This is a genomic window from Alitabrizicola rongguiensis (assembly GCF_021491355.1).
Classification (GTDB): domain Bacteria; phylum Pseudomonadota; class Alphaproteobacteria; order Rhodobacterales; family Rhodobacteraceae; genus Aliitabrizicola; species Aliitabrizicola rongguiensis.
Map to the genome: position 1 here is coordinate 25,983 of NZ_JAKENF010000001.1, position 20,718 is coordinate 46,700.

Genomic DNA, 20,718 nt, shown 5'->3' on the forward strand with positions numbered 1-20,718 from the left:
AAAATTCGTCAGGCCCCGCTCTTTCCCTTTCCCAGCTGACCGATCCGCCGAGGCGCCAGGCCCATGCTTACCTACACGATCCGTCGATTGCTTCTCGCAATCCCGACGCTTCTGCTGATCAGTCTCGTGATCTTCCTTCTGGTCGATCTCGCCCCGGGCAGTCCCATGTCCGAGATTCCGCTGACGGTCCCGCCCGAAGTACGCCTGAAGATGATCCAGGCCATGGGCGCGGATCAGCCGGTCTTTGTCCGCTACCTGCTCTGGCTGAAGCAGTTCTTCATAGTCGAGCCGTCCTACATCATCGACGGCTGGTTCGGGACCAATCTGGGCGGGGATCAGCAGCGCATCCTGTCCTGGCAGTCGCGCGCGCCGGTCTTCGATGTGATCGGCCAGCGCCTGCCACAGACTCTCACCGTGGTCGGGACCGCCTACCTGGTCGGCATCCTGATCGCCCTGCCGATCGGCATCTATTCCGCCTACCGCCAGTACAGCTGGTTCGACCAGCTTGGCACCTTCTTCGCCATGGTCGGATATTCGGTTCCGACCTTCTTCACCGGCGTTCTGTTCATCGTCATCTTCTCAGTGAACCTGCACTGGTTTCCCTCGATCTATGACACCACACTGAAAGTCACCGACTGGGCAAGCTTCTGGAAGCAGGTCCACCAGATGGCCCTGCCGGTCATGGTGCTGGCGCTGTTCAACGCAGCCGAGATCAGCCGCTACACCCGCTCGTCGATGCTCGAGAACCTCGGGCAGGACTATGCCCGCACGGCGCGCGCGAAGGGGATGAGCGAGCGGACGGTCGTGCTGAAGCACGTCCTGCGCAACTCGATGATCCCAGTCGTCACCATCATCGCGCTTGGCATGCCGGCCGTGTTCGGCGGCGCCATCATCACCGAGCAGGTCTTCAAGGTGAACGGCATCGGCGCCGCGCTGATCGGAGCGATCCATGCCAACGACCTGCCGATGGTGCAGACCCTGACCTTCATCTTCGCCGTGCTGATCGTGCTGTTCAACCTGATCGCCGACATCCTTTACGGCATTCTCGATCCGAGGATCCGCTATGACTGACGCCGCCACGATCCAGCCGCCTCGCAGCCAGTGGGCCGATGTGTGGAGCCAGTTCCGCAGCCACAAGGGCGCGATGCTGGGCCTGTTCGTACTGTCCCTTCTCGTGGCCTTCGTCTTCATCGGGCCGCTGATCTGGCGGGTCGATCCTACCTATGTGAACCCTGACGCCGCCAAGATGATCATGTCGCGCAACAAGCCGCCGACGCTGGACCATCCCCTTGGCACCGATCAACTGGGGCGCGACATGCTGGCCCGGATGATGTCGGGCGGGCGGGTCTCGCTCGCGGTCGGCACGGTGGCCATGGTGCTGTCCATGGTGATCGGCAGCTTCGTCGGTCTGATGGCGGGCTTCTATCGCCGTCTGGACGGGCCGCTCATGCGCCTGACCGACATGTTCCTGGCACTGCCGCTCCTGCCGCTTCTCCTCGTGCTGATGATGCTGTTCCGCGATGCGCTGGCCAGCAGCCTTGGCCCCGAGGCGGGGACCTTCCTGCTGATCGTCATGGCGATCGGCGTCACCTCATGGATGCATGCCGCACGGATCGTCCGGGGCCAGGTTCTGGCGATCAAGGAACGGGAGTTCGTGCTGGCCGCCCGATCGATCGGCGTGCCGTCACGGCGGATCATCCTGCGCCACATCATGCCGAACGTCATCTCCTCGGTCATGGTGGCCGCCACGCTTGGCATCGCCGGCGCGATCATCACCGAATCCGTGCTGTCCTTTCTCGGGCTCGGCTTCCCGCCGGATTTCCCGACCTGGGGACGGCTGCTCTATGATGGCGTGGAATACATGCAGCTCTACCCCTCGCGCGTCGTTTTCCCGGGCCTCGCCATCTCGCTGACCGTGCTGTCGGTGAACTACATCGGCGACGGCCTGCGCGACGCGCTCGATCCCCGCATCCGGGGCCGCTGACGCCTCTGACCGCGCATCGGAACGGATGCGCGGTCAGTCGATCTTCTTGTGGATGCGGCGGATGCCGAGCCAGACCAGAAGAACGATGATCGGCGTGAACATCGCCATCGCCGTTCCGTGGTCGATATGCAGGGGTTCGGTCAGCGGATAGGCCGCATAGGCTGCGAGGTTCACCGCATAATAGCTGATGGCCACAACCGACAGGCCCTCGACCGTGCGCTGCAGTTTCAGCTGCAGGTCGGCGCGACGGTCCATGCTTTCCAGCAATTTCTGGTTCTGGGCCGAGCGCTCGACATCCACCCGCGTCCGCAGAAGGTCGGCGGCCCGCTGCGCCCGCTCGATCAGGCTCGTCAGTCGCGTCTGGGCCGACTTCACCGTGCGCATGGCAGGATCGTAGCGGCGCATCATGAACTCGCCGAAGGTCTGTCGCCCGCCAAGGCGTTCCTCGCGCAACACCTCGATACGCTGGTTGACGATTGCCTCGTAAGCGCTGGTCGCCGCGAAGCGGAACGAGGTGCGGGAAGCCAGCGACTCGAGCTCTGCCGAGATGGCAAGCAGGCGGTGCAACGTCGTCTCGGCACTCTGCGCCGCATCGTCGAGGCGACCGGCCAGTTCCGACAACTGCATGTCGATCCCGTTCAGCCGCCCGTTCAGCTTGCGCGCGCGGATCAGGCCCAACATCGAGGTGGTGCGGTAGGTTTCGATCTCGCAGAGGCGCTGCACGATCCGTCCGATGCGGCGCGCGCCGGTGTCGGGCCTCACGAAGACGGCGAAGCGGGTGATGCCGGCGGGGTCTATGCGGAAATCTCCGGCAATGATCGCGACATCATCAACGACCCGCGAACAAGCCAGGCTTTCCGGCACGAACCACTCTTCCAGCTTGGCGGAGATCTCGGCCTCGTCCTTGGGCATAGGCTCGACCCGAACCATCAGCGCGACCAACCGCGTGCCAGGTGCACTCTCAAGCCAGTCGTCAGGGAAAACCTGCATCTCCGCCGGGTCAAACGGGCGGGCGCTGACACCGCTGGAGAAGGCCGAATAGGTCACGAACTCGGTATGGCTTTCCCATTTCAGTTCGTGGCGGCCAATGCTCCCCGAGAAGTGCGTAGCATCGGGCTGCGGATGGGGACTGCCATGCCTGTCGAGAAGGGCCAGCAGATGCTCCCTTTCACGGTCGCGATCGCGGTTCGCTGCATCGCCCGGCTGCTTGATCGCCAGAAAAACCGCTGTGCAGGGGGCCTGCAGCGTTGGAAACGGTCGCGCATGCAACTCGTTGGTCAGGGCATAACGCAGAGGATGGTCGTCGATCGGTGCCATGAATGTCGTCCGTAAAGCAGATGCAAAGTTAGCGACTGTCCCGTCACCGGCAATCGGCAGACCCGGCATGCCGACGTATTCCGACATAGCTGCAACACCTTTGACCTGAAAAGCAAAACCCCGGCCTTTCGGCCGGGGTCCGTTTGCCCTGCAATGGATTGCCCCCGCGCTAATCGAGCATGGGCAGAAGCTGGTCGATGCTCTTCTTCGCATCGCCATAGAACATCCGGGTGTTCTCCTTGTAGAAGAGCGGGTTCTCGATGCCGGAATAGCCCGTCCCCTGCCCGCGCTTGGACACGAACACCTGCTTGGCCTTCCACACCTCGAGCACCGGCATGCCGGCGATCGGGCTGTTGGGATCCTCCTGCGCGGCGGGGTTCACGATGTCGTTCGAGCCGATGACGATCACGACGTCCGTGTTCGGGAAGTCCTCGTTGATCTCGTCCATCTCGAGCACGATGTCGTAGGGCACCTTCGCTTCGGCGAGGAGCACGTTCATGTGCCCCGGCAGACGGCCCGCCACCGGGTGGATGGCGAAGCGCACTTCCTTGCCCTTGGCGCGCAGCTTGCGCGTCAATTCGCTGACCGACTGCTGCGCCTGCGCCACCGCCATGCCGTATCCCGGCACGATGATGATGCTGTCCGCCTCGTTCAGCGCATCCGCCACGCTTTCGGCGTCGATGGCGATCTGCTCGCCCGCAATCTCCATCGCCGGACCCGCAGTGCCGCCGAAGCCGCCGAGGATCACGCTGATGAAGGACCGGTTCATCGCCTTGCACATGATGTAGGACAGGATCGCGCCCGAGGAGCCGACCAGCGCGCCGACGACGATCAGAAGGTCGTTCGACAGCGAGAAGCCGATCGCCGCCGCCGCCCAGCCCGAGTAGCTGTTCAGCATCGACACCACGACCGGCATGTCCGCGCCGCCAATGCCCATGATCAGGTGATAGCCGATGAACAGCGCGGCCAGCGTCATGCCGATAAGCGCCAGCGTCGAGCCGGACTGCAGGTAGACCAGCAGCAGCACGATCGAGACGATCGCGGCCGTGGCGTTCAGCAGATGCCCGCCCGGCAGCTTCTTGGCCTTGCCGTCGACCTTGCCCGCGAGTTTGCCGAAGGCGATGACCGAGCCGGTGAAGGTCACGGCCCCGATGAAGATGCCGAGGAAGGTCTCGACCCGCAGGATCGACACTTCGGCCGCAGTCTTGTGGGCGATGACAGCGGCAAAGCCGGCCAGGCCCGCGCGCGCAGCCTCGTCCATGCCGCCGATGCGGGCGAGTTCGATATGGGTGTTGTAGCCGATGAACACCGCCGCCAGACCGACGAGCGAGTGCATCGCCGCGACAAGTTGCGGCATCTCGGTCATCTGAACACGCTTGGCGACGATCCAGCCGGCCGCACCGCCGGCAAGGATCAGCACCAGCGACAGGATCCACAGGCTTGCGCCGGGTCCGACTAGCGTCGCCACCACGGCAAGCGCCATGCCGACGATGCCATACCAGACGGCGCGCTTGGCGCTTTCCTGCCCCGAAAGGCCGCCGAGCGAGAGGATGAACAGGATGGCCGCAACGACATAGGCCCCGATGGACAAACCGTATTGCATGATCTCTCGCCCCTTACGACTTCTGGAACATGGCGAGCATGCGCCGGGTGACGAGGAAGCCGCCGAAGATGTTTACCCCCGCCATCAGCACCGACAGCGACGCCAGCACCACGACCAGCCAGCTGCCCGACCCGATCTGGAGCAACGCGCCAACGATGATGATCGAGGAGATCGCGTTGGTGACCGCCATGAGCGGCGTGTGCAGCGAGTGACTGACGTTCCAGATCACCTGGAAGCCGACGAAGCAGGCCAGCACGAAGACGATGAAGTGCGACATGAAGCTGACTGGCGCGAAATAGCCCGCCAGCAGCATCAGCGCACCGCCTACGGCCAGAAGCCCGACCTGACTGGTGGTCTGCTTTCGGAACTCGGCCACTTCCTGCGCGCGGCGTTCCTCTGGCGTCAGTTCCTTGGCCTTTTCCTTGGGCTTGGCTGCCGCGATGGCCGCGATCTTGGGCGGCGGCGGCGGATAGGTGATCGCGCCGTCATTGGTGACGGTCGCGCCGCGGATCACGTCATCCTCCATGTTCTGGAAGATCACGCCATCCTTCTTGGGCGTCAGGTCCGTCAGCATGTGGCGGATGTTGTTGGAATAAAGCGTCGAGGCCTGCGTCGCCATGCGACTTGGGAAGTCGGTATAGCCGACGATGGTCACGCCGTTGTCGGTGACGATCTTCTGATCCGGCACCGTCAGGTCACAGTTCCCGCCGCGCTCGGCAGCGAGGTCGACGATGACCGAGCCCGGCTTCATCATCCGGACCATGTCCTCGGTCCAGAGCTTCGGCGCCGGGCGGCCGGGGATCAGGGCGGTGGTGATGACGATGTCCATCTCGGGCGCAAGCTCGCGGAACTTCTTGAGCTGGGCCTCGCGGAATTCGGGCGACGAGGGCGCGGCATAGCCGCCGGTCGCGGCGCCGTCGGTCTGCTGTTCGGAGAAGTCGAGATAGACGAACTCGGCGCCCATCGACTCGATCTGCTCGGCCACTTCCGGGCGCACGTCGAAGGCATAGGTGATCGCGCCGAGGCTCGTGGAGGTGCCGATGGCGGCCAGACCCGCCACGCCGGCGCCGACGATCAGCACCTTGGCGGGCGGCACCTTGCCGGCGGCGGTCACCTGCCCGGTGAAGAACCGGCCGAAGTTGTTGCCGGCCTCGATCACCGCACGGTAGCCCGCGATGTTCGCCATCGACGACAGCGCGTCCATCTTCTGCGCGCGGCTGATGCGGGGCACCATGTCCATCGCGATGACGGTCGCGCCCTTGTCCTTGCAAAGCTCCAGAAGCTCGGCGTTCTGCGCCGGCCAGAAGAACGAGATCAGCGTCTGGCCCTTGCGCAGCATCTCGGCCTCGGATTTCTCCGGACCGCGCACCTTGACCACCACATCGGCCAGCGTGAACACCGAGGCCGCATCAGGCACCACCGTCACGCCCGCCGCAGCATAGGCGTCGTCCGAAAAGCCGGCCTTCTTGCCTGCTCCGGCCTCGATCAGGCAGCTATGGCCCAGCTTCTGCAGTTGAAGCGCCGAGTCCGGCGTCATGGCGACACGGTTCTCGCCTTCGAATATCTCTCTCGGTGCCCCGATCTTCACTCCGCCCTCCGTTCCTCGTTCGTCTGAGTCGGTCACCCTTGCGGGCCGAACCGTCCTATGGCCGTTGCAGGTGCAGCGCAACAATATTTCGCACATACCCCCATGATCGTCGCATTTAAATCGCGAAACACGTTGACCAAGGGTCAAATCCAGCGGCGGACACGTGAGGCATAAGTATCGAATTCCGCGCCAAAAGCCGCCTTCAATCCAGCCTCCTCGCCGTCGATGAAGCGGTGTCTGATGATTCCCATGAACGCCGGCACCAGAAGGAGCGCCCCGACGTCCCATCGCAACACCGCGCCGGAAAGGATCAGGGCATCGGCCAGATAGATCGGATTGCGCGACCACCGGTAGATGCCTTCGGTGATGAAGCGCTGCGGCGCCTCGCGCGGCAGGACGGTCGTTCGGTGACGGCGAAACTCTATCAGCGCCGAGGCAAAGATCGCGATGCCAATCAGGATCAGCGCCGCCCCGGCCAGGCGAAGGGGTGGATCCGACGGCATTATCGCGAGGAACCTCGACTGCGCCCAGGCCAGGCAAAGGAAAAGCACCAGCCAGGTCGGCGGGCTTTCCCATTGCCGCAGCAGGCGGCGCATCAACGAGGTCTGTGAGGACAAACGGCCAGCTCCTGCATCGGCGGGCCGATCATTCCAGCAGGACTGCCCCGGCGCAAGCCGCCGGGGCACGGGGTGTTCAGCGGCCGTAGGTGACGGTCAGCGTCGCCTTCTCCAGCGCCCCGCCATTTGCCATGTATCCAACCATCGCGCCCGAAGCTCCGGCATCAAGGGGCACGGCCTCAACTGGCATCGCGTAAAGCGTGAAGATGTAGCGATGCGGCTTGTCGCCCTCGGGCGGGCAGGCTCCACCGTAGCCCGCATCGCCGAAATCCGTGCGCGCCTCGATTGCCCCAGCCGGTAGCGCCTTGGGACTTGCGCCCTCGGGCAGGGCATGCGCGTCGGCCGGAATGTTGACCACTGTCCAATGCCACCAGCCGGATCCGGTTGGCGCATCGGGGTCATAGGCGGTGAGGATGAAGCTTTTCGTCCCGTCCGGGGCGCCGGACCATTCGAGCGAGGGCGAGAGGTTCAACCCGGAGCAGCCGAAGCCGTTGAAAACCTGCGCCGCGGGCATCGTTCCGCCTTCCGTCAGATCGGTCGAGGTCAGTGTCATGCCGGCAGATGCGGCAAGGGGAAACAGGGCAAGGGCAAGGGTTGGAAAGATCAGTCTGGGCATCGCGGCCTCCTTTGGTGTCGATGCCCTCGGTTCTAGATGGCCGGCGCGACTTCCGTTGTGCCGACCCGGTCAACTTCGGTGCCCAACCGATCAGGCCTTTCGCGGATCGCGCTCGGGCTCAGGCCGAAGCGATCGCGGAAGCGCAGGGCAAAGCGCGAGGCCGAGGCATACCCCACCTCGGCCGCGATGGTCCCCACGGGACGGTCTGTTGTTTGCAGCAGGCCGAGCGCCCGCGTCATGCGTAGGTCGGTCAACAGCACCGAGAAGGTGGTTCCGTCTGCGGCAAGGCGGCGGCGCAACGTCGCCTCGCTCATCGCCATCCGCCGCGCAACTTCCGACGCTGTCCAGTCCCGGTCGATCGCTTCGGCGCACAGCATCCGGATGCGTTCGGTCAGCAGCGGCGGGCGCGGAGGAGGTAGCACCAGCCCCGTCTCGGCCAGCCAGAGAAGCACCTCCTCCGCGGCATGGAGGCGTACAGAAGGGGGAGCGGCAACGCTGCGCTGCAGGTCCAACGCCCGTTCGAACGCGGCAAGCGCCCGCGGATCGGTGCAGGCCACCGCCGTCGCGGTCCCGCGCGGGCCGCCCACATCGCGGGGCAGCACCAGCCCCGTCGCGCGATAGATCCCGCCCGGCGCCGGGCGGTTCTCGACATCAAGCGGCAGGTCGGCCGGCATCAGCGTCAGCGCCCCTTCCGGCACAATGCCCTCAATTGCGCCACGCAGGAACTTGACTCCGCTCTCGACCCGCAGGATCGCCGGGGCTTCGCCCACCACGGCACGGAACTGCGCCTGCCGCGACTGGCGCAGGCGGATCACATCCGGTGCGCGCGGATCGGGCCGCGCCCCCTGCAGATCATCGAAGGAACTGTGTCGCGACATAGCCCGCATCCTGCGCGCAAGGCCGCGAAGGGGCAACCTTGAACTACCCCCGCCCCGCCCTGTATCGAGGAATCGGGGCCGGGCGATACGTCCGGCAGAGGAGCCCGACATGACCGATTTCACCGCGACCCGCGACCTGTTCCACCTCCCGGATGGGGTAATCTATCTGGACGGTAACTCTCTCGGGCCGCTGCCGAAGGCTGCTGCCGCACGGGTACAGCGCACCATCGAACAGGAATGGGGCGAGATGCTCATCACCGGCTGGAACAAGGCCGGCTGGATGGAGATGCCAAGCCGCATCGGCAACCGCATCGGGCGTCTCATCGGGGCGGAACCCGACACGGTGGTGATCGGCGACACTCTGTCGATCAAGGTTTACCAGGCGCTGGCATCGGCGCTTGAGATGAACCCCAACCGCCGGGTGATCCTGTCCGACACCGGCAACTTCCCCTCCGACCTCTACATGGCCGAGGGCCTGTGCCGCACGCTCGGCAACGGATACCGCTTGAAAACCGTCGCGCCAGACGAGGTCGAGGCGGCCATCGACGAGACGGTTGCGGTCACGATGATCACCGAGGTCGACTATCGCACCGGCCGCAAGCACGACATGGCCAGGCTGACCGCGAGGGCCCATGCCAAGGGGGCGATCGCGGTCTGGGACCTCGCCCATTCCGCAGGCGCGGTCCCGGTGGACCTGAAGGGGGCCGGGGCGGATTTCGCTGTCGGCTGCACCTACAAATACCTCAATTCCGGTCCCGGCGGCCCGGCCTTCATCTATGTCGCGCCGCGACACGCCGAAGCGGCACGCCCGGCGCTGTCCGGCTGGCTCGGCCACGAGGCGCCCTTTGCCTTCGACCTCAGCTACCGCCCCGGTCGGGGGATCGAGCGGATGCGGGTCGGAACGCCGCCGGTCCTGCAGATGGCCGCGCTCGAGGCATCTCTCGACGTCTGGGACAAGGTTGAGATGAGCGAGATCCGCGCCCGGTCGATCGAGTTGACCGAACGCTTCATCCAGGGCGTCGAGGCCGCCAGCCCGACGCTTTGGCTGGCAAGCCCCCGGAACCCGGCCGAACGCGGCAGCCAGGTCAGCTTCCGCCACCCCGAGGGCTATGCGATCATGCAGGCCCTGATCGCGCGCGGTGTGATCGGCGATTTCCGTGCACCGGATATCCTGCGCTTCGGCTTCACGCCACTCTACGTCGGCGAGGCCGAGGTAGACGGCGCGGTCGCGATCCTGGCCGAGGTGATGGACAAGGCGCTGTGGGACAGGCCCGAATACAAGGTCCGGGCGCGGGTTACCTGATCGTCATGGCCACCCGCCACTTGCCGCTTTGCCGACCTGCCGGTTGGGTTACGCTGTGGAAACGGATCGCCAAGGTGTCGATGGCCGACGGGGCGTGACGGGCAAGAGCTTTGTCAAAACTCTTGCCGAAATCCTTCGAGGGATTTTGGCCCAGCCCAACCCGGAGAGCCAAGATGACTGACCCCTATGACCCCGCCCGCGAAGGCGCGCAGATGACGTTCGACGGGCGCATGTCCTACGGAGACTACCTGCGGATCGACCAGATCCTGACCGCCCAGCACACGCTGACCCCCGCACATGACGAGCTTCTCTTCATCATCCAGCACCAGACCTCGGAACTGTGGATGAAGCTGGCGCTCCACGAGATCGGAGCGGCGCGCGACGAGATCCGCGCAGGCCGCCTGCGCCCGTCCTTCAAACTCCTGAGCCGGGTCGCCCGCATCTTCGAGCAGCTCAACAGCGCCTGGGACGTACTGCGCACCATGACGCCGTCCGACTATACAACCTTCCGCGATGGCCTCGGCCAATCCTCGGGCTTCCAGTCCTGGCAGTACCGGCTGATCGAATATGCCGTGGGCAACCGCAACCTCGCCATGCTACGGCCCCATGCGCACCGGCCCGACCTGACCGCGATCCTTGAGGCCGAACTGGCGCGCCCGACTCTGTATGACGAGGCGCTGCGTTGGCTGGCAGGCACGGGACTGCCTGTGCCCGGCCATGTCCTGACGCGCGATCTGCGGCAGCCTTGGAGCTTCGATCCGGCCGTTGAGCAGCTCTGGATAACCGTCTACCGCGACCCCGAGACTCACTGGGAAGCCTATGAACTGGCCGAGAAGCTCGTGGACTTCGAAGACTACTTCCGGCGGTGGCGCTTCAACCATCTCACAACCGTCGAGCGCGTGATCGGCATGAAGCGCGGCACTGGCGGGACAGGCGGGGCCAGCTATCTGCGCCGAATGCTTGAAGTTGAACTCTTTCCCGAGCTTTGGCGCCTTCGTACGGCCCTGTGACCTTTGACCCTGCCGCAGGCCTGCGATAACGTGACAAGATAAGGGTTGGGCCTCGGACGGCTTGGCTCACAAGTGATTGAGGGCAGCGCGATGCGGAAGGCGATGGGAAACGTGCTTGGCGCGCTTATGGGCGTGGCTCTGCTGGGGGCCTGCGTGCCAACCACACAGACCGCCCAGACGGCGGCAGCGCCAGTGCCGATGTCACAGCTTGATAGCGGGGTCTATGTCTCGCGTCAGGACGGCACCTTCACCCTCCCCGCCATACCGCTTGACCGTCTGCCCGAGCAGTACCGGCGCCAGACTGTGGATTACCAGACAGACGAGGCGCCCGGCACGATCATCATCAACACGGCCGAGAAGCACCTCTACTTCGTTACCGGCCCGAACAAGGCGATCCGCTATGGCATTGCGGTCGGCCGGTCGGGTTTTGACTGGTCCGGGACAGCGAACATCACCGGCCGCAAGGAATGGCCGACCTGGACCCCGCCACCGGAGATGATCGACCGCAAGCCAGAGCTTGCAAAATGGGCGGCCGGCCAGCCCGGTGGCCCCGAGAACCCGCTTGGCGCGCGCGCGCTCTATCTCAAGACCAACGGCGTCGATTATGGCTATCGGATCCACGGCACGCCGGAATGGGAATCGATCGGGCACAACGCCTCGTCGGGCTGCATCCGGATGATCAACCAGGACATCATCGATCTCTACGGCAGGGCACCGGACGGGGCGAAGGTCATCGTGATGACGCGCGACGGCAAGATGCCGACCAAACTGACCGTGCCGCCGAAGCCGGTGAAGGCCAAGAAGGTGACGACGCCAGAGCCGCGACCGGATGCAGCACCCGATGTGGCCCCGGCGCCAGTGGATCCTTATGCAAACCCGGTCGTCGGTCCGATCTGATATCGGTCCTCCTCGCCAGTGACGGCGAGGAGCCTGAAGACCAGAGCGATCCCTGCGAAGGCCAGACCGGCGACGAAACCGGCCCAGATCGCGGCGGGTCCGAAACCCATCGGACCCGCAAGCCACCAGCCAACCGGCAGCGAGATCGCCCAATAGCCGATGAGCGACACCACCGCAGGCCAGGCCGTGTCGGACAGGCCGCGGAGCGAACCGAGCATGGTGGACTGGAGCCCCTCGAAGATCTGGAGCGCCGCCACGGCAAGGAACATCTGCGCCGCCAGCGCCACCACAACCTCGTCGCTGGTGATCCACTGGGCGATCGTGCGCCCGCCAAAGGCCATGACCAGCGCCATCATCCCCTGCCAGCCGAGCGCCAGCACCAGCGCCGTCCAGGCGATCGGGCGCAGGGCCTGCATGTTGCCCGCACCGTTTTCCTGCGCGATGCGGATGGCGACGGCCCCGGCGATCCCGAGCGGAATCATGTAGGTCACGCCGCTCACCGCCCAGATGACCTGGTTGGCGGCCAGGGCCACGGTGCCGAAGGTGCCGATCATCACGGTCGCCACGGTCATGGCGCCTGCTTCGGCGGTGTAGAGCAGGCCAAGCGGCATCCCTTCGCGCCCCGCCGAGGCAATCTCGCGCCAGTCGATCCGGCGTGGAAGACGCAGGCGGCGCATCGAGGGCGCCCAGGCCCAGTAGCCGAGCGCAACCAGGAATGCGACGATCTCAGCAATGAGGCTCGCCAGTCCGGCCCCGGTCAGGCCGAGCGGGGGCACGCCAAGGCCGCCCCAGATCAGCCACCAGTTCAGAGGAACGTTCACAGCCACCGCCGAGAAGGCGAAGATGGTGCCGAGCCAGGGCCGATCCACCGCCTCGAAGGCTGACTTGAACACGGTCAGAAAGCCGAAGGGCAGCATGTAGGCCGCGACCAGCGCCCAGTAGAGCGGCATCGCCTCGATCACTTCGGCGGGCTGGCCCATGAAGGGCAGCAGGAACCAGATCACGCCCATGGCGGCGGCGCCGGCGGCGCCGGCCATCCCGCCAAGGATGAGGCCATTGCGCAGGATATGCGGAATCCGCCGCCCCTCGCCTGCGCCCCAGGCCATGCCGATGCGCACGCCGAGGGCGGTCAGAACGCCCCAGACCGCCGAAAAGATCACATTCGAAACGGCATTGGTCAGGCCGACCGCAGCCAGCGGAACCGAACCGAGCGGCGCCAGCATGATACTGTCGGTGATGCCCATGAGCATCGTCGCCGCATAGCCGAGGATGATCGGCACGGCGAGACCCGCCAGAGGCTTAACCTCGGCGCGCATTGCTTCAGAAATGACAAAATCATGACGCGGCATCTTGCGACCCCGTTTGCGCTCACATACGATTGGTATGTGAGTTAGATAGACACATACGGGGCGTATGTCAATGGCCGAGCGACGAAGTCGGGCCGAAATGAAGGCAGACACGACGTCACGCCTTCTGGCAGTGGCCCGCAAGGCCTTCGCAGAAAAGGGTTTTTCCGCCGTCTCGCTCGACGCACTGGCCGCAGAGGCCGGCATGACCCGCGGCGCCGTCCACCACCATTATGGCAATAAGACCGGCCTGTTCGAGGCCGTCCTGCGCGAGGTGGATGCCGAGATCGACGCCATCCTTGACGCCGAATGGCGGCAGGAGCCCGATCACTGGAAGGCCTTCCGCCAGTACTATTCCCGCTATCTGGACGAGGCGATCCGGCCTGACCGGCGGAGGATCATGTTCCAGGACGCTTCGGCGGTGCTCGGCTCCAAGGCCTACGAGATTATGGTCGAGGAAGGGCTGGAGATGCTGATCGCCGACCTGAAGGACCTGATGGATGCCGGGAAGATCGTCCGGCTCGACCCGGATGCGCTGGCCCAGATGCTGAACGGCGCGATCAGCAACCTTGCCTTCTGGGCCGCCGATGCGCCACCCGGCGAGGACCGCCTGCCCCGCGCCCACCAGACGCTGGCCGCGCTGCTCGACGGTCTGGAGAAGGGCTGAACCGGACTTGGGGAGACCGTCTGGCCTCCGAATAGCGTCCGTCTCTACACTGGCGGCATCGATGACCTTCGGCGGGAGGCGCAGATGGGCAGGGAAGCGGTCGTATTGGCCACAGCTGGCGAGGATGCGGGCGAGGTCAAGGCGATCCTCGAAAGCGGCGAGCTGATCCTGCGCGGCGCGTTCCGCCGCCGCTGGCCGAGGGCCGCGCTGGCGGGGGTGCGGGTCGAGGATGGGGTGCTCGCACTGACGGCCGCCGGGGAGCCAGTGCGTCTGGACCTCGGACCGATGGCCGATAGGTGGGCCAAGGCGCTCGCCACCCCGCCAACGAGCCTGCAGGCGAAGCTGGGCCTCAACAGGGGCAAGGCGCTTGTGGTGGGGCCGGTCGCGGATTCCGAGCTTGCGGCGGCGTTGGAGGGAGCGACGGCGGGGTCACTGGAGGAGGCGGCGATGGTGGTGGCGGTGGTCACGACGGACATCGACCTCGCCACGGCCCAGGCTGCGCTGGAGGGCCGCCGCGACCGGCCGCTCTGGGTGGTCTATCCCAAGGGGCGCGGGGTGGTGTTCGGGGATGGCGAGATCCGGACGGCCTTGCGGGCGGCAGGGATGATGGACACCAAGGCTTGCGCGGTGTCGGAGCGGCTGACGGCAACGAGATTTGGGTTTGGGGCCTCCAAAAAGAACGAAACGGTCAATGGCCGATCGACGACCGATGAACGTTTGATGAAATGGATTGACCAAATCAATCGTGGAAATGGGTATGCTGGCCAGTTCAATTACCCTGCCTCGAACTCTGATAAGCAGATTGTAGAACTTAGTACGATCTCGGAATGGCTGAGATCAATGAAGTCGGAATTCGGCAAGGATTTTGGACGGGCGGAGATCAACCCCAACGACCCACCCGACTTCTTCGTATCAACTGCGGATATTCGGCTTTCCGTTGAACTCGTTCAACTAATTGACCAAAAGGCCAAAAAGCGTGCGGAAAAAGGTGAAAGTCAGTACTCTGGACAGCTATTCTCTGACACTCAGTGGTCAAAAGAGCGGTTTCGCACGAAGCTTGATGAGCTGATACGACTCAAAGGAGAGAAATACCAAGACCGCTCAGTGAAAGTCGATGTGCTATTGATCTACACAGCTGAGCCGTGGTTGACGTCACAAATGGCGCAAGATTGGCTCTCTGGGTTGGATATCGGAACGCACCCATGCATCAGAAGTGCATACTTGCTATTTGAATATGATCCAGCGAGTGGCAAGAGGCATTGGCCATTTTTCAGAATCTACGGGAGTACTCCTACGCCCTCTCGCCCGGAACAAGGCACATAAGCGCCGCCGGGAAGCGCTCTCCCGCAATCGGGCCCTGCCCTCGGTCGCGCCTAGCCATAAACGCCACACGGGCGACGAACGATCAGTCGAGGCCGGAGAGGAAGGCGTCCAATTCCGACTCCGGCATGCGGACGATGTGGCCTTCCTCGGGATAGCGGCCGGTGTTCACGTCGCCGATGAATTCGCGGAAGGCAGCGACACGCTCGCCTTGTAGACGGTCATATTCGGCGGCGAAGTTGCGATAGACCTTGGCGTGGCGTGGCATGTGGCCTCGGTTCGTGCCGAGAATGTCTTCGGCGAAAAGGTACTGCACGTCGCAGCCCGGACCAGATCCCATCGACCACAGGAGGATGTTGACGCGCTTGCTGATCTCGGTTGCCACCTCGACCGGCACGACCTCGATCTCGACGGCGAAGGCGCCGGCATTCTCATAGGCCTTGACCTCGCGGTAGAGCGCGAGCGCGGTTTCGGCGGTCTTGCCGACGGCACGGTAGCCGCCGGTCCAGGTCGCCCGCGATGGCACGAGGCCGACATGACCGACGATCGGGATATGCTCCCTGGCGAGGTATTCGACCGTCCCCAGCCCGGCGGAGCAGTAGAGCGCGTCGGCCCCCGCCATCAGCATCCGCCCCGAATAGCGGAGGTAGTCGTCGCGGGTTCCGGCGCTGCGGTGATCCATGCCGGTCATCGAGGAGATCGAGGGCGCGACCTTGCGGTAGTCGGGATGGGTCAGGATGTCGTCGGGCACCGAAGCGATGTCGATCCCCGCTACCTCGGCCGCCGCGGCCTCATCGAGCGAGAAATAGCGCAGCATGGTCAGTTGGCCCTGACCCTTTCGGGCACGCAGGTCGGCGACGGTGGGAAGCTTGCGGGTCATGTCGGGCCTCAAATCTGGATTTCAATCCGACCGTCCGCGATCCGGGCCGGATAGGTGGAAAGATTGACGCAGACCGGCGCGCGCAGGGCCGCCCCGGTACGGTAGTTGAAGCGGCCGTTGTGCTTTGGACATTCGATCGTGTCGTCCATGACCAGGCCGTCGGCCAGATGCACCTTCTCGTGGGTGCAAAGCCCGTCCGTCGCGAAGGGCGTGCCATCGGGCGAGCGATAGACGGCATAGGTCTTGCCGCCATGATCGAACCGGATGACATCCTCCAGATCGATCACGTCGACGTCGCAGACGGCAATCCAGTCAGGCATGTACGAGGTCCTCTTTGTATGGCCGCGCGGTCGGGGGCAGCGGCTTGCGGAAATAGTAGTTCGGATCGCGCGCTTGCCGCAGCACCGCCGGGATCGCCTCGCGATAGGCATCGAGAATCGACGCGTTCGGCTCGGGCAGGTCGTGCTTGATGAGCGCGTGCAGCTTCGGCAGCGCGTGATAGGGCACCATCGGGAACATGTGGTGCTCGACGTGGTAGTTCATGTTCCAGTAGATCCACTGGCTGATCGGGTTCATGTAGACCGTCCGGCTGTTCAGGCGATGGTCGGTCACATTCTCGGCCAGGCCGCAATGCTGGATGAGTCCCGTCATCAGCATGTGCCAGCAGCCATAGATGCGCGGCGCGCCGATCAGCATGATCGGAATCCACGACCGGAAACCGATCGCGGCGATCAGGGTCAGCAGGTAGATCGCCATGTGGACGCGAGCGGCAAAGATCGCCTTCGGCCATTCGCTTTCGGGGATGTAGTCCTTCTCGTCGGCGCTGAGTATCCCGACCGAGTTCCTGGCGAGGATCTTGACCGAGTCGACCATGTCGATGACGCCGGCATAGGCCATGAGCAGCCGGAACAGGTTCGGCGGGCGCTTGCACGCGACCTCGGGGTCACGGCCGACGATGATCGTGTCGGTGTGGTGGCGGGCATGGCTCCAGCGCCAGCTCACTGGGTTACGGACGACCATGAATGACGCGATCTGGTACACCACATCGTTCATCCAGCCGGTGCGGAAGGCGGTGCCATGCCCGCATTCATGCCAGCGGGAGTCGCAGACCGAACCGTACATGACGCCGTAGACGATCCAGAACGGCACGCACCACCAGGTGCCCCAGAAAGCGATGCCGCCCCACGCGCTGCCGGCAAGCAGGGCGAACCACAGGAGCGTGTCGCGGATCGCCGGGCCGTCGCTGCGCTGCATAAGCTCCTTCATCACCTTGCGCGGCACCTCGCTGTGGTACCATTCGGCATTTGCAAGCCCGATCTCCTTGGCGTGGCGGGTATCCTCGCCCGTCAGGCTGTAATCGCGTTTGTGGCTCTCGCCGGTAAATGCGACGGTCATCGCAGCACCTGCCTTTCTGTCACGTCCGGTTTGGTTGCGGCCGGCCGCTCAGCGGCGGAAAGCGTCCGGTCGGCTCGGGATATGGGTCGTCGGGCTGGCGGGCGATGGCCGCGATGCGCGCCTCGGCTGCGGCAATGGCAACCGCCCCGTCTAGCACCCGAAATGTGGCGTCGTAGCGTCGCTCGTCCTGCGGGCCGAGCCAGATCATCTCGCCCCGCTCGCGCGCCGCGAGATTTCCGAGGACATGATGGGTTGAAGGCTCGATCCCGAGCGCATAGGCGCCCTGCTGGAAATGCTGCCACTCATAAAGGCAGGGCAACTGATCCTTGCGCGTCACCACCTCGATGCCGAAGCCGATCCGGTCATTGACCACAGCGACGGGGACTTCGCCCTTCTGATCGGGAGCAAGTTCGTGCTGCCAGACCTGCTCGGCAAAATCCGGGCGTGGTGCCGGGATGCGGGCGTATCCCACGCCCTGCGCCCTATAGCGGGCGCCGGCATGGGCGGCCCAGAGCACCTCGTTTATCGGCGCGAGATAGCGCGCACCCTCGTCCAGGACCGGGTGGCCGACATTCACGTGGTAGAAGAACATGTGCGGCGTCGCGACGAAGCCCGCATTCACCACGCTGTCGGTCAGGCGGATCTCGTCGCCGTCCAGATCGGCCTCGATCCGGCGGATCAGGTGCAGGTTCTCGCCAAAGACCGCCGCCTGCTGGACCACCCCTTCGGCCCAGAGGATGCAGCGGTCACCCTCCCACCGTTCGCCGTAGCCCGTCAGCCGGGCCGGGACCGTCCCGATGCGACCGTGCAGCGAATGGCGGATCGTGCTGCGACCCGGGTAGTTGTAATTCTCGGCCGACACCGTCTGCGGGCCAAGGATATGGTCCAGCCCGCAGGTCACGAGGAAACCGGAGAAGGAGCGCGCGAAGGCAAAGCCATCCTCGCCCTCGTATTCATGCAGGGCCGGATTGCGGAAGCCCGCCTGCGAATGCCATCCGACCGCCCTGCCCTTGTGTTCGACCTCGGCAATGTCCATCGCCCGGTCGACCAGCACAGTGAAGCGCAGGCCGGTCGCCGTGCGAAATTCGAGCAGGCGGATGCCACGCTCGACCCCGTCGCCAAGCGTCATCAGCCGCACGCCGCCGAATTGCGACAGCGCGCCGGACAGTGCGGCAGCATCGCGCCGCGGCACGTTTCGACCGAACAACTGGGGCACAGCCTGCTTCCTCGGGCTTAGGCGGCCCCCGCGACTGGCGGGGGCCTGCACTGGATCAGAGACCGTTCGCCTTGAACTTCCCGTCGAGGAAGGCCTTGGCGCGCGGAATGTCATCCTCGGACAGGTGTTCGATGATGACCGGGATGTTCGGATGCTTTTCCGACAGCCGCTTGAGATAGAGGTCATAGTTCAGCGAGCCGAGGCCCGGCGCCGGCAACTCGATCTCGCCCACGCCTCGGAAGGTGTGGGATTCGAGCGCGTCGTCGTCACCGATATCCGCGTGCTTCTCGGACTTGTCGTCGCCCGAGCGCTTCACGTCCTTGGCATGGGCGATCTTGATGTGCTGGGTCAGGGTGTCGAAGACCTGATTCAGGATCTGATCCATGCGGTCGATGTTGTGGGTTTCGAAGTAGTTCGTCGGGTCCATCAGCAGGCCGAGGCCGGGATGATCGACCTGCGCGAACATCTTCACCGTTTCTTCGACCGAGCCGACCACGTTGTTGACATAGGTTTCCAGCAGGAAGACGCCGCCATGGTCATAGGCCGTCTGGGCAAGGTCCGCGATGACCTTGCGGCATTCCTCGAAACCTTCCTCGGTCTTGTTCTTCGGGTGATGCACCCAGTCGGATTCGGTGTTGTAGGTTCCGGTTTCCGAAATCACGTAAGGCGTGCCGAAGGACCTCGCGTTGCGGATGATTTCCTTCAGGTAGCCAACGCGCCGCTTCCGCTCATCGGGATCGGGGTGGATGATGTTGGTATAGCCCGAGATGCAGCAGATCGGCAGGTTGTGGTCGCGGAACGTGTCGCGCACCTTCTTGGCCTTCGCCGCCGTGATCTGGCCGGGGCCGAGATCCACATCCTTGAAGTGCAGGTCAAGCTGCACCGTCGTCATGCCATGCGCCTTGATGCGCTTGGCCGTCTCTTCCAGACCGTACGGGTAATAGCCCGTGAAAATCCCGGCATGCATCATGGTCGAGTTCCTCCCTCAGTTGATGCTGATTTCCGAAAGCTGGACCGTCCGCCCCTCGGCCATCGAGCGGTAGCCCGCCTCGATCAGTTGGACGGTCCGCACGTTGTCCTCCACGGTCAGCGCGGGCGGCTCGCCCGTCTTCACCGCGTGTTGCAGTTGTTCCATCACGCCGATGAAGGCATGCGGGAACCACATCGTGTCCCAGGAGGGCGTGACCCATTTGCCGCCGGTCGTCTTGCGGCTGGCATAGGTCAGCGTCGAAGCGGCACCCGTTGGCCAGCCAATGGTGCCTTTGGCCACGCCCTCGGTCCCGTCGACTCGGAAATTGATGTGCTGGTCGTTGTCGTAGCCCTCGGACCGCGGTCCGTGCCAGACATCCTCAAGCGACAGCGCCAGCACGCCCGACGGAAAACGCAGGGTCGAGACAGTGATGCCGTCCTTGTGCTTGAACGTCGTGCGCGGGTCGGTGCGGGTCTGCGTGGAGATCTCGGTCGGGTCGCCGAATAGGAAGCGCAGGACGTCCAGGTGATGGACGCTCATGTTGGCAAGCGTCAGGCGGTCATAGCCTTCGAGGAAGGTCTGCCAGTGCGGGATGGCGTGCATGTCGATCTGGGCAAAGACGATCTCGCCCAACTCACCGCGGTCGATGATCTGCTTCAGGACCTGCATCGACTGGTCATAGCGCATGTTCTGGTTGACGCTCAGGATCTTGCCGGCCGCCTTTGCCTCCTCGCGAAGCGCGATCGCTTCCTGCAGCGTCAGCGACAGCGGCTTCTGCGCGAGGATACCCTTGATATGCGGCTGCTTCAGCGCCAGCCGGATCAGGTCCGGCTGCTGGTCGGGCGGATAGGCGATGTCGAGGATCTCGATCTCGGGATCGGCAATCAGCGCTTCCGGCGTGTCATGGACCTTCGGGATGCCCCAACGCTTGGCCACACCCTCGGCGCGCGATTTCGTGCGGCTGGCAATGGCCGCCACGGGAAACCCCGCCTGCTTGTAGGCGGCCAGGTGGCATTCGGCCATGATCATGCCCGCACCGATGCAGCCGATCTTCAGGCTGTTGGTGCGAACGGTCGGGTCCGGCTGGAACCCCAGAGCGTCGGTCATCGCG

General features: G+C 64.5%; 20 protein-coding genes. 7 read left to right on the forward strand and 13 right to left on the reverse strand.

What is annotated here, in order from left to right; translation table 11 throughout:
* Window positions 1-63: 63 nt before the first annotated feature.
* Both L0V05_RS00110 and L0V05_RS00115 read left to right on the forward strand, forming a co-directional pair.
* A complete protein-coding gene (locus L0V05_RS00110; RefSeq protein ID WP_234867147.1) occupies window positions 64-1,071 on the forward strand; it encodes an ABC transporter permease in 1,008 nt (335 codons plus the stop codon).
* The gene (locus L0V05_RS00115) at window positions 1,064-1,984 is read left to right on the forward strand and encodes an ABC transporter permease (RefSeq protein WP_234867149.1); all 921 of its coding nucleotides are present in this window, start codon (window positions 1,064-1,066) and stop codon (window positions 1,982-1,984) included. Before L0V05_RS00110 ends, L0V05_RS00115 begins: the two co-directional genes overlap by 8 nt.
* 33 nt (window positions 1,985-2,017) lie before the next feature.
* Here L0V05_RS00115 and L0V05_RS00120 read toward each other — a convergent pair whose 3' ends face one another.
* The 6 genes from L0V05_RS00120 to L0V05_RS00145 all read right to left on the reverse strand — a co-directional run bounded on the left by L0V05_RS00120 (window position 2,018) and on the right by L0V05_RS00145 (window position 8,603).
* The gene (locus tag L0V05_RS00120; protein WP_234867151.1) at window positions 2,018-3,301 is read right to left on the reverse strand and encodes a DUF3422 family protein; all 1,284 of its coding nucleotides are present in this window, start codon (window positions 3,299-3,301) and stop codon (window positions 2,018-2,020) included.
* 169 nt (window positions 3,302-3,470) lie between these two features.
* Window positions 3,471-4,904, reverse strand: a complete 1,434-nt coding sequence (locus L0V05_RS00125) for an NAD(P)(+) transhydrogenase (Re/Si-specific) subunit beta (RefSeq protein ID WP_234867153.1) — start codon at window positions 4,902-4,904, stop codon at window positions 3,471-3,473.
* A gap of 13 nt (window positions 4,905-4,917) precedes the next feature.
* Entirely contained in the window at window positions 4,918-6,492 is a 1,575-nt protein-coding gene (locus tag L0V05_RS00130) for a Re/Si-specific NAD(P)(+) transhydrogenase subunit alpha (RefSeq protein ID WP_234867156.1), read from the reverse strand.
* A gap of 143 nt (window positions 6,493-6,635) precedes the next feature.
* Entirely contained in the window at window positions 6,636-7,088 is a 453-nt protein-coding gene (locus L0V05_RS00135) for a methyltransferase family protein (RefSeq protein WP_234867158.1), read from the reverse strand.
* A gap of 97 nt (window positions 7,089-7,185) precedes the next feature.
* Window positions 7,186-7,725: a YbhB/YbcL family Raf kinase inhibitor-like protein gene (locus L0V05_RS00140; protein ID WP_234867160.1), complete on the reverse strand. Its 540-nt coding sequence runs from the start codon at window positions 7,723-7,725 to the stop codon at window positions 7,186-7,188.
* A 32-nt stretch (window positions 7,726-7,757) separates the two neighbouring features.
* Window positions 7,758-8,603: a helix-turn-helix transcriptional regulator gene (locus L0V05_RS00145; RefSeq protein WP_234867163.1), complete on the reverse strand. Its 846-nt coding sequence runs from the start codon at window positions 8,601-8,603 to the stop codon at window positions 7,758-7,760.
* 109 nt (window positions 8,604-8,712) lie between these two features.
* On the opposite strand from L0V05_RS00145, the gene kynU reads away from it, so the two are divergent.
* From kynU to L0V05_RS00160, 3 genes are all read left to right on the forward strand, one after another.
* Entirely contained in the window at window positions 8,713-9,906 is a 1,194-nt protein-coding gene (gene kynU / locus L0V05_RS00150) for a kynureninase (RefSeq protein ID WP_234867165.1), read from the forward strand.
* Window positions 9,907-10,079: 173 nt separating this feature from the next.
* Window positions 10,080-10,916, forward strand: coding sequence for a tryptophan 2,3-dioxygenase (gene kynA, locus L0V05_RS00155; protein WP_234867168.1), 837 nt, complete (start codon window positions 10,080-10,082; stop codon window positions 10,914-10,916).
* A 90-nt stretch (window positions 10,917-11,006) separates the two neighbouring features.
* Window positions 11,007-11,813, forward strand: coding sequence for a L,D-transpeptidase (locus tag L0V05_RS00160; protein WP_234867171.1), 807 nt, complete (start codon window positions 11,007-11,009; stop codon window positions 11,811-11,813).
* On the opposite strand, the gene L0V05_RS00165 is transcribed toward L0V05_RS00160, so the two are convergent.
* Window positions 11,783-13,129 (reverse strand): MATE family efflux transporter, encoded by a 1,347-nt coding sequence (locus L0V05_RS00165; protein ID WP_234867173.1) that lies wholly within the window; start codon window positions 13,127-13,129, stop codon window positions 11,783-11,785. The two genes, L0V05_RS00160 and L0V05_RS00165, sit on opposite strands and share 31 nt — an antisense overlap.
* A 130-nt stretch (window positions 13,130-13,259) precedes the next feature.
* Here L0V05_RS00165 and L0V05_RS00170 point away from each other — a divergent pair, with 130 nt between their 5' ends.
* Both L0V05_RS00170 and L0V05_RS00175 read left to right on the forward strand, forming a co-directional pair.
* Complete coding sequence (locus L0V05_RS00170) at window positions 13,260-13,826, forward strand: TetR/AcrR family transcriptional regulator (RefSeq protein WP_234867175.1); 567 nt, start codon at window positions 13,260-13,262, stop codon at window positions 13,824-13,826.
* 84 nt (window positions 13,827-13,910) lie between these two features.
* Entirely contained in the window at window positions 13,911-15,149 is a 1,239-nt protein-coding gene (locus L0V05_RS00175; RefSeq protein WP_234867177.1) for a DUF3052 domain-containing protein, read from the forward strand.
* Window positions 15,150-15,231: 82 nt separating this feature from the next.
* Here L0V05_RS00175 and L0V05_RS00180 read toward each other — a convergent pair whose 3' ends face one another.
* From L0V05_RS00180 to L0V05_RS00205, 6 genes are read right to left on the reverse strand one after another with little or no spacing between them, the layout of a single operon-like run.
* The gene (locus tag L0V05_RS00180; RefSeq protein ID WP_234867179.1) at window positions 15,232-16,026 is read right to left on the reverse strand and encodes a 3-methyl-2-oxobutanoate hydroxymethyltransferase; all 795 of its coding nucleotides are present in this window, start codon (window positions 16,024-16,026) and stop codon (window positions 15,232-15,234) included.
* 8 nt (window positions 16,027-16,034) lie between these two features.
* Window positions 16,035-16,346, reverse strand: coding sequence for a MocE family 2Fe-2S type ferredoxin (locus L0V05_RS00185; RefSeq protein WP_234867182.1), 312 nt, complete (start codon window positions 16,344-16,346; stop codon window positions 16,035-16,037).
* Entirely contained in the window at window positions 16,339-17,421 is a 1,083-nt protein-coding gene (locus tag L0V05_RS00190) for a fatty acid desaturase family protein (protein WP_234867184.1), read from the reverse strand. Before L0V05_RS00190 ends, L0V05_RS00185 begins: the two co-directional genes overlap by 8 nt.
* 19 nt (window positions 17,422-17,440) lie before the next feature.
* A complete protein-coding gene (locus L0V05_RS00195; protein WP_234867186.1) occupies window positions 17,441-18,637 on the reverse strand; it encodes an aldose 1-epimerase family protein in 1,197 nt (398 codons plus the stop codon).
* A gap of 55 nt (window positions 18,638-18,692) precedes the next feature.
* Entirely contained in the window at window positions 18,693-19,607 is a 915-nt protein-coding gene (locus L0V05_RS00200) for a sugar phosphate isomerase/epimerase family protein (RefSeq protein WP_234867188.1), read from the reverse strand.
* Between the two features lie 15 nt (window positions 19,608-19,622).
* Window positions 19,623-20,714, reverse strand: a complete 1,092-nt coding sequence (locus L0V05_RS00205) for a Gfo/Idh/MocA family protein (protein WP_234867190.1) — start codon at window positions 20,712-20,714, stop codon at window positions 19,623-19,625.
* Between the last annotated feature and the right edge of the window lie 4 nt (window positions 20,715-20,718).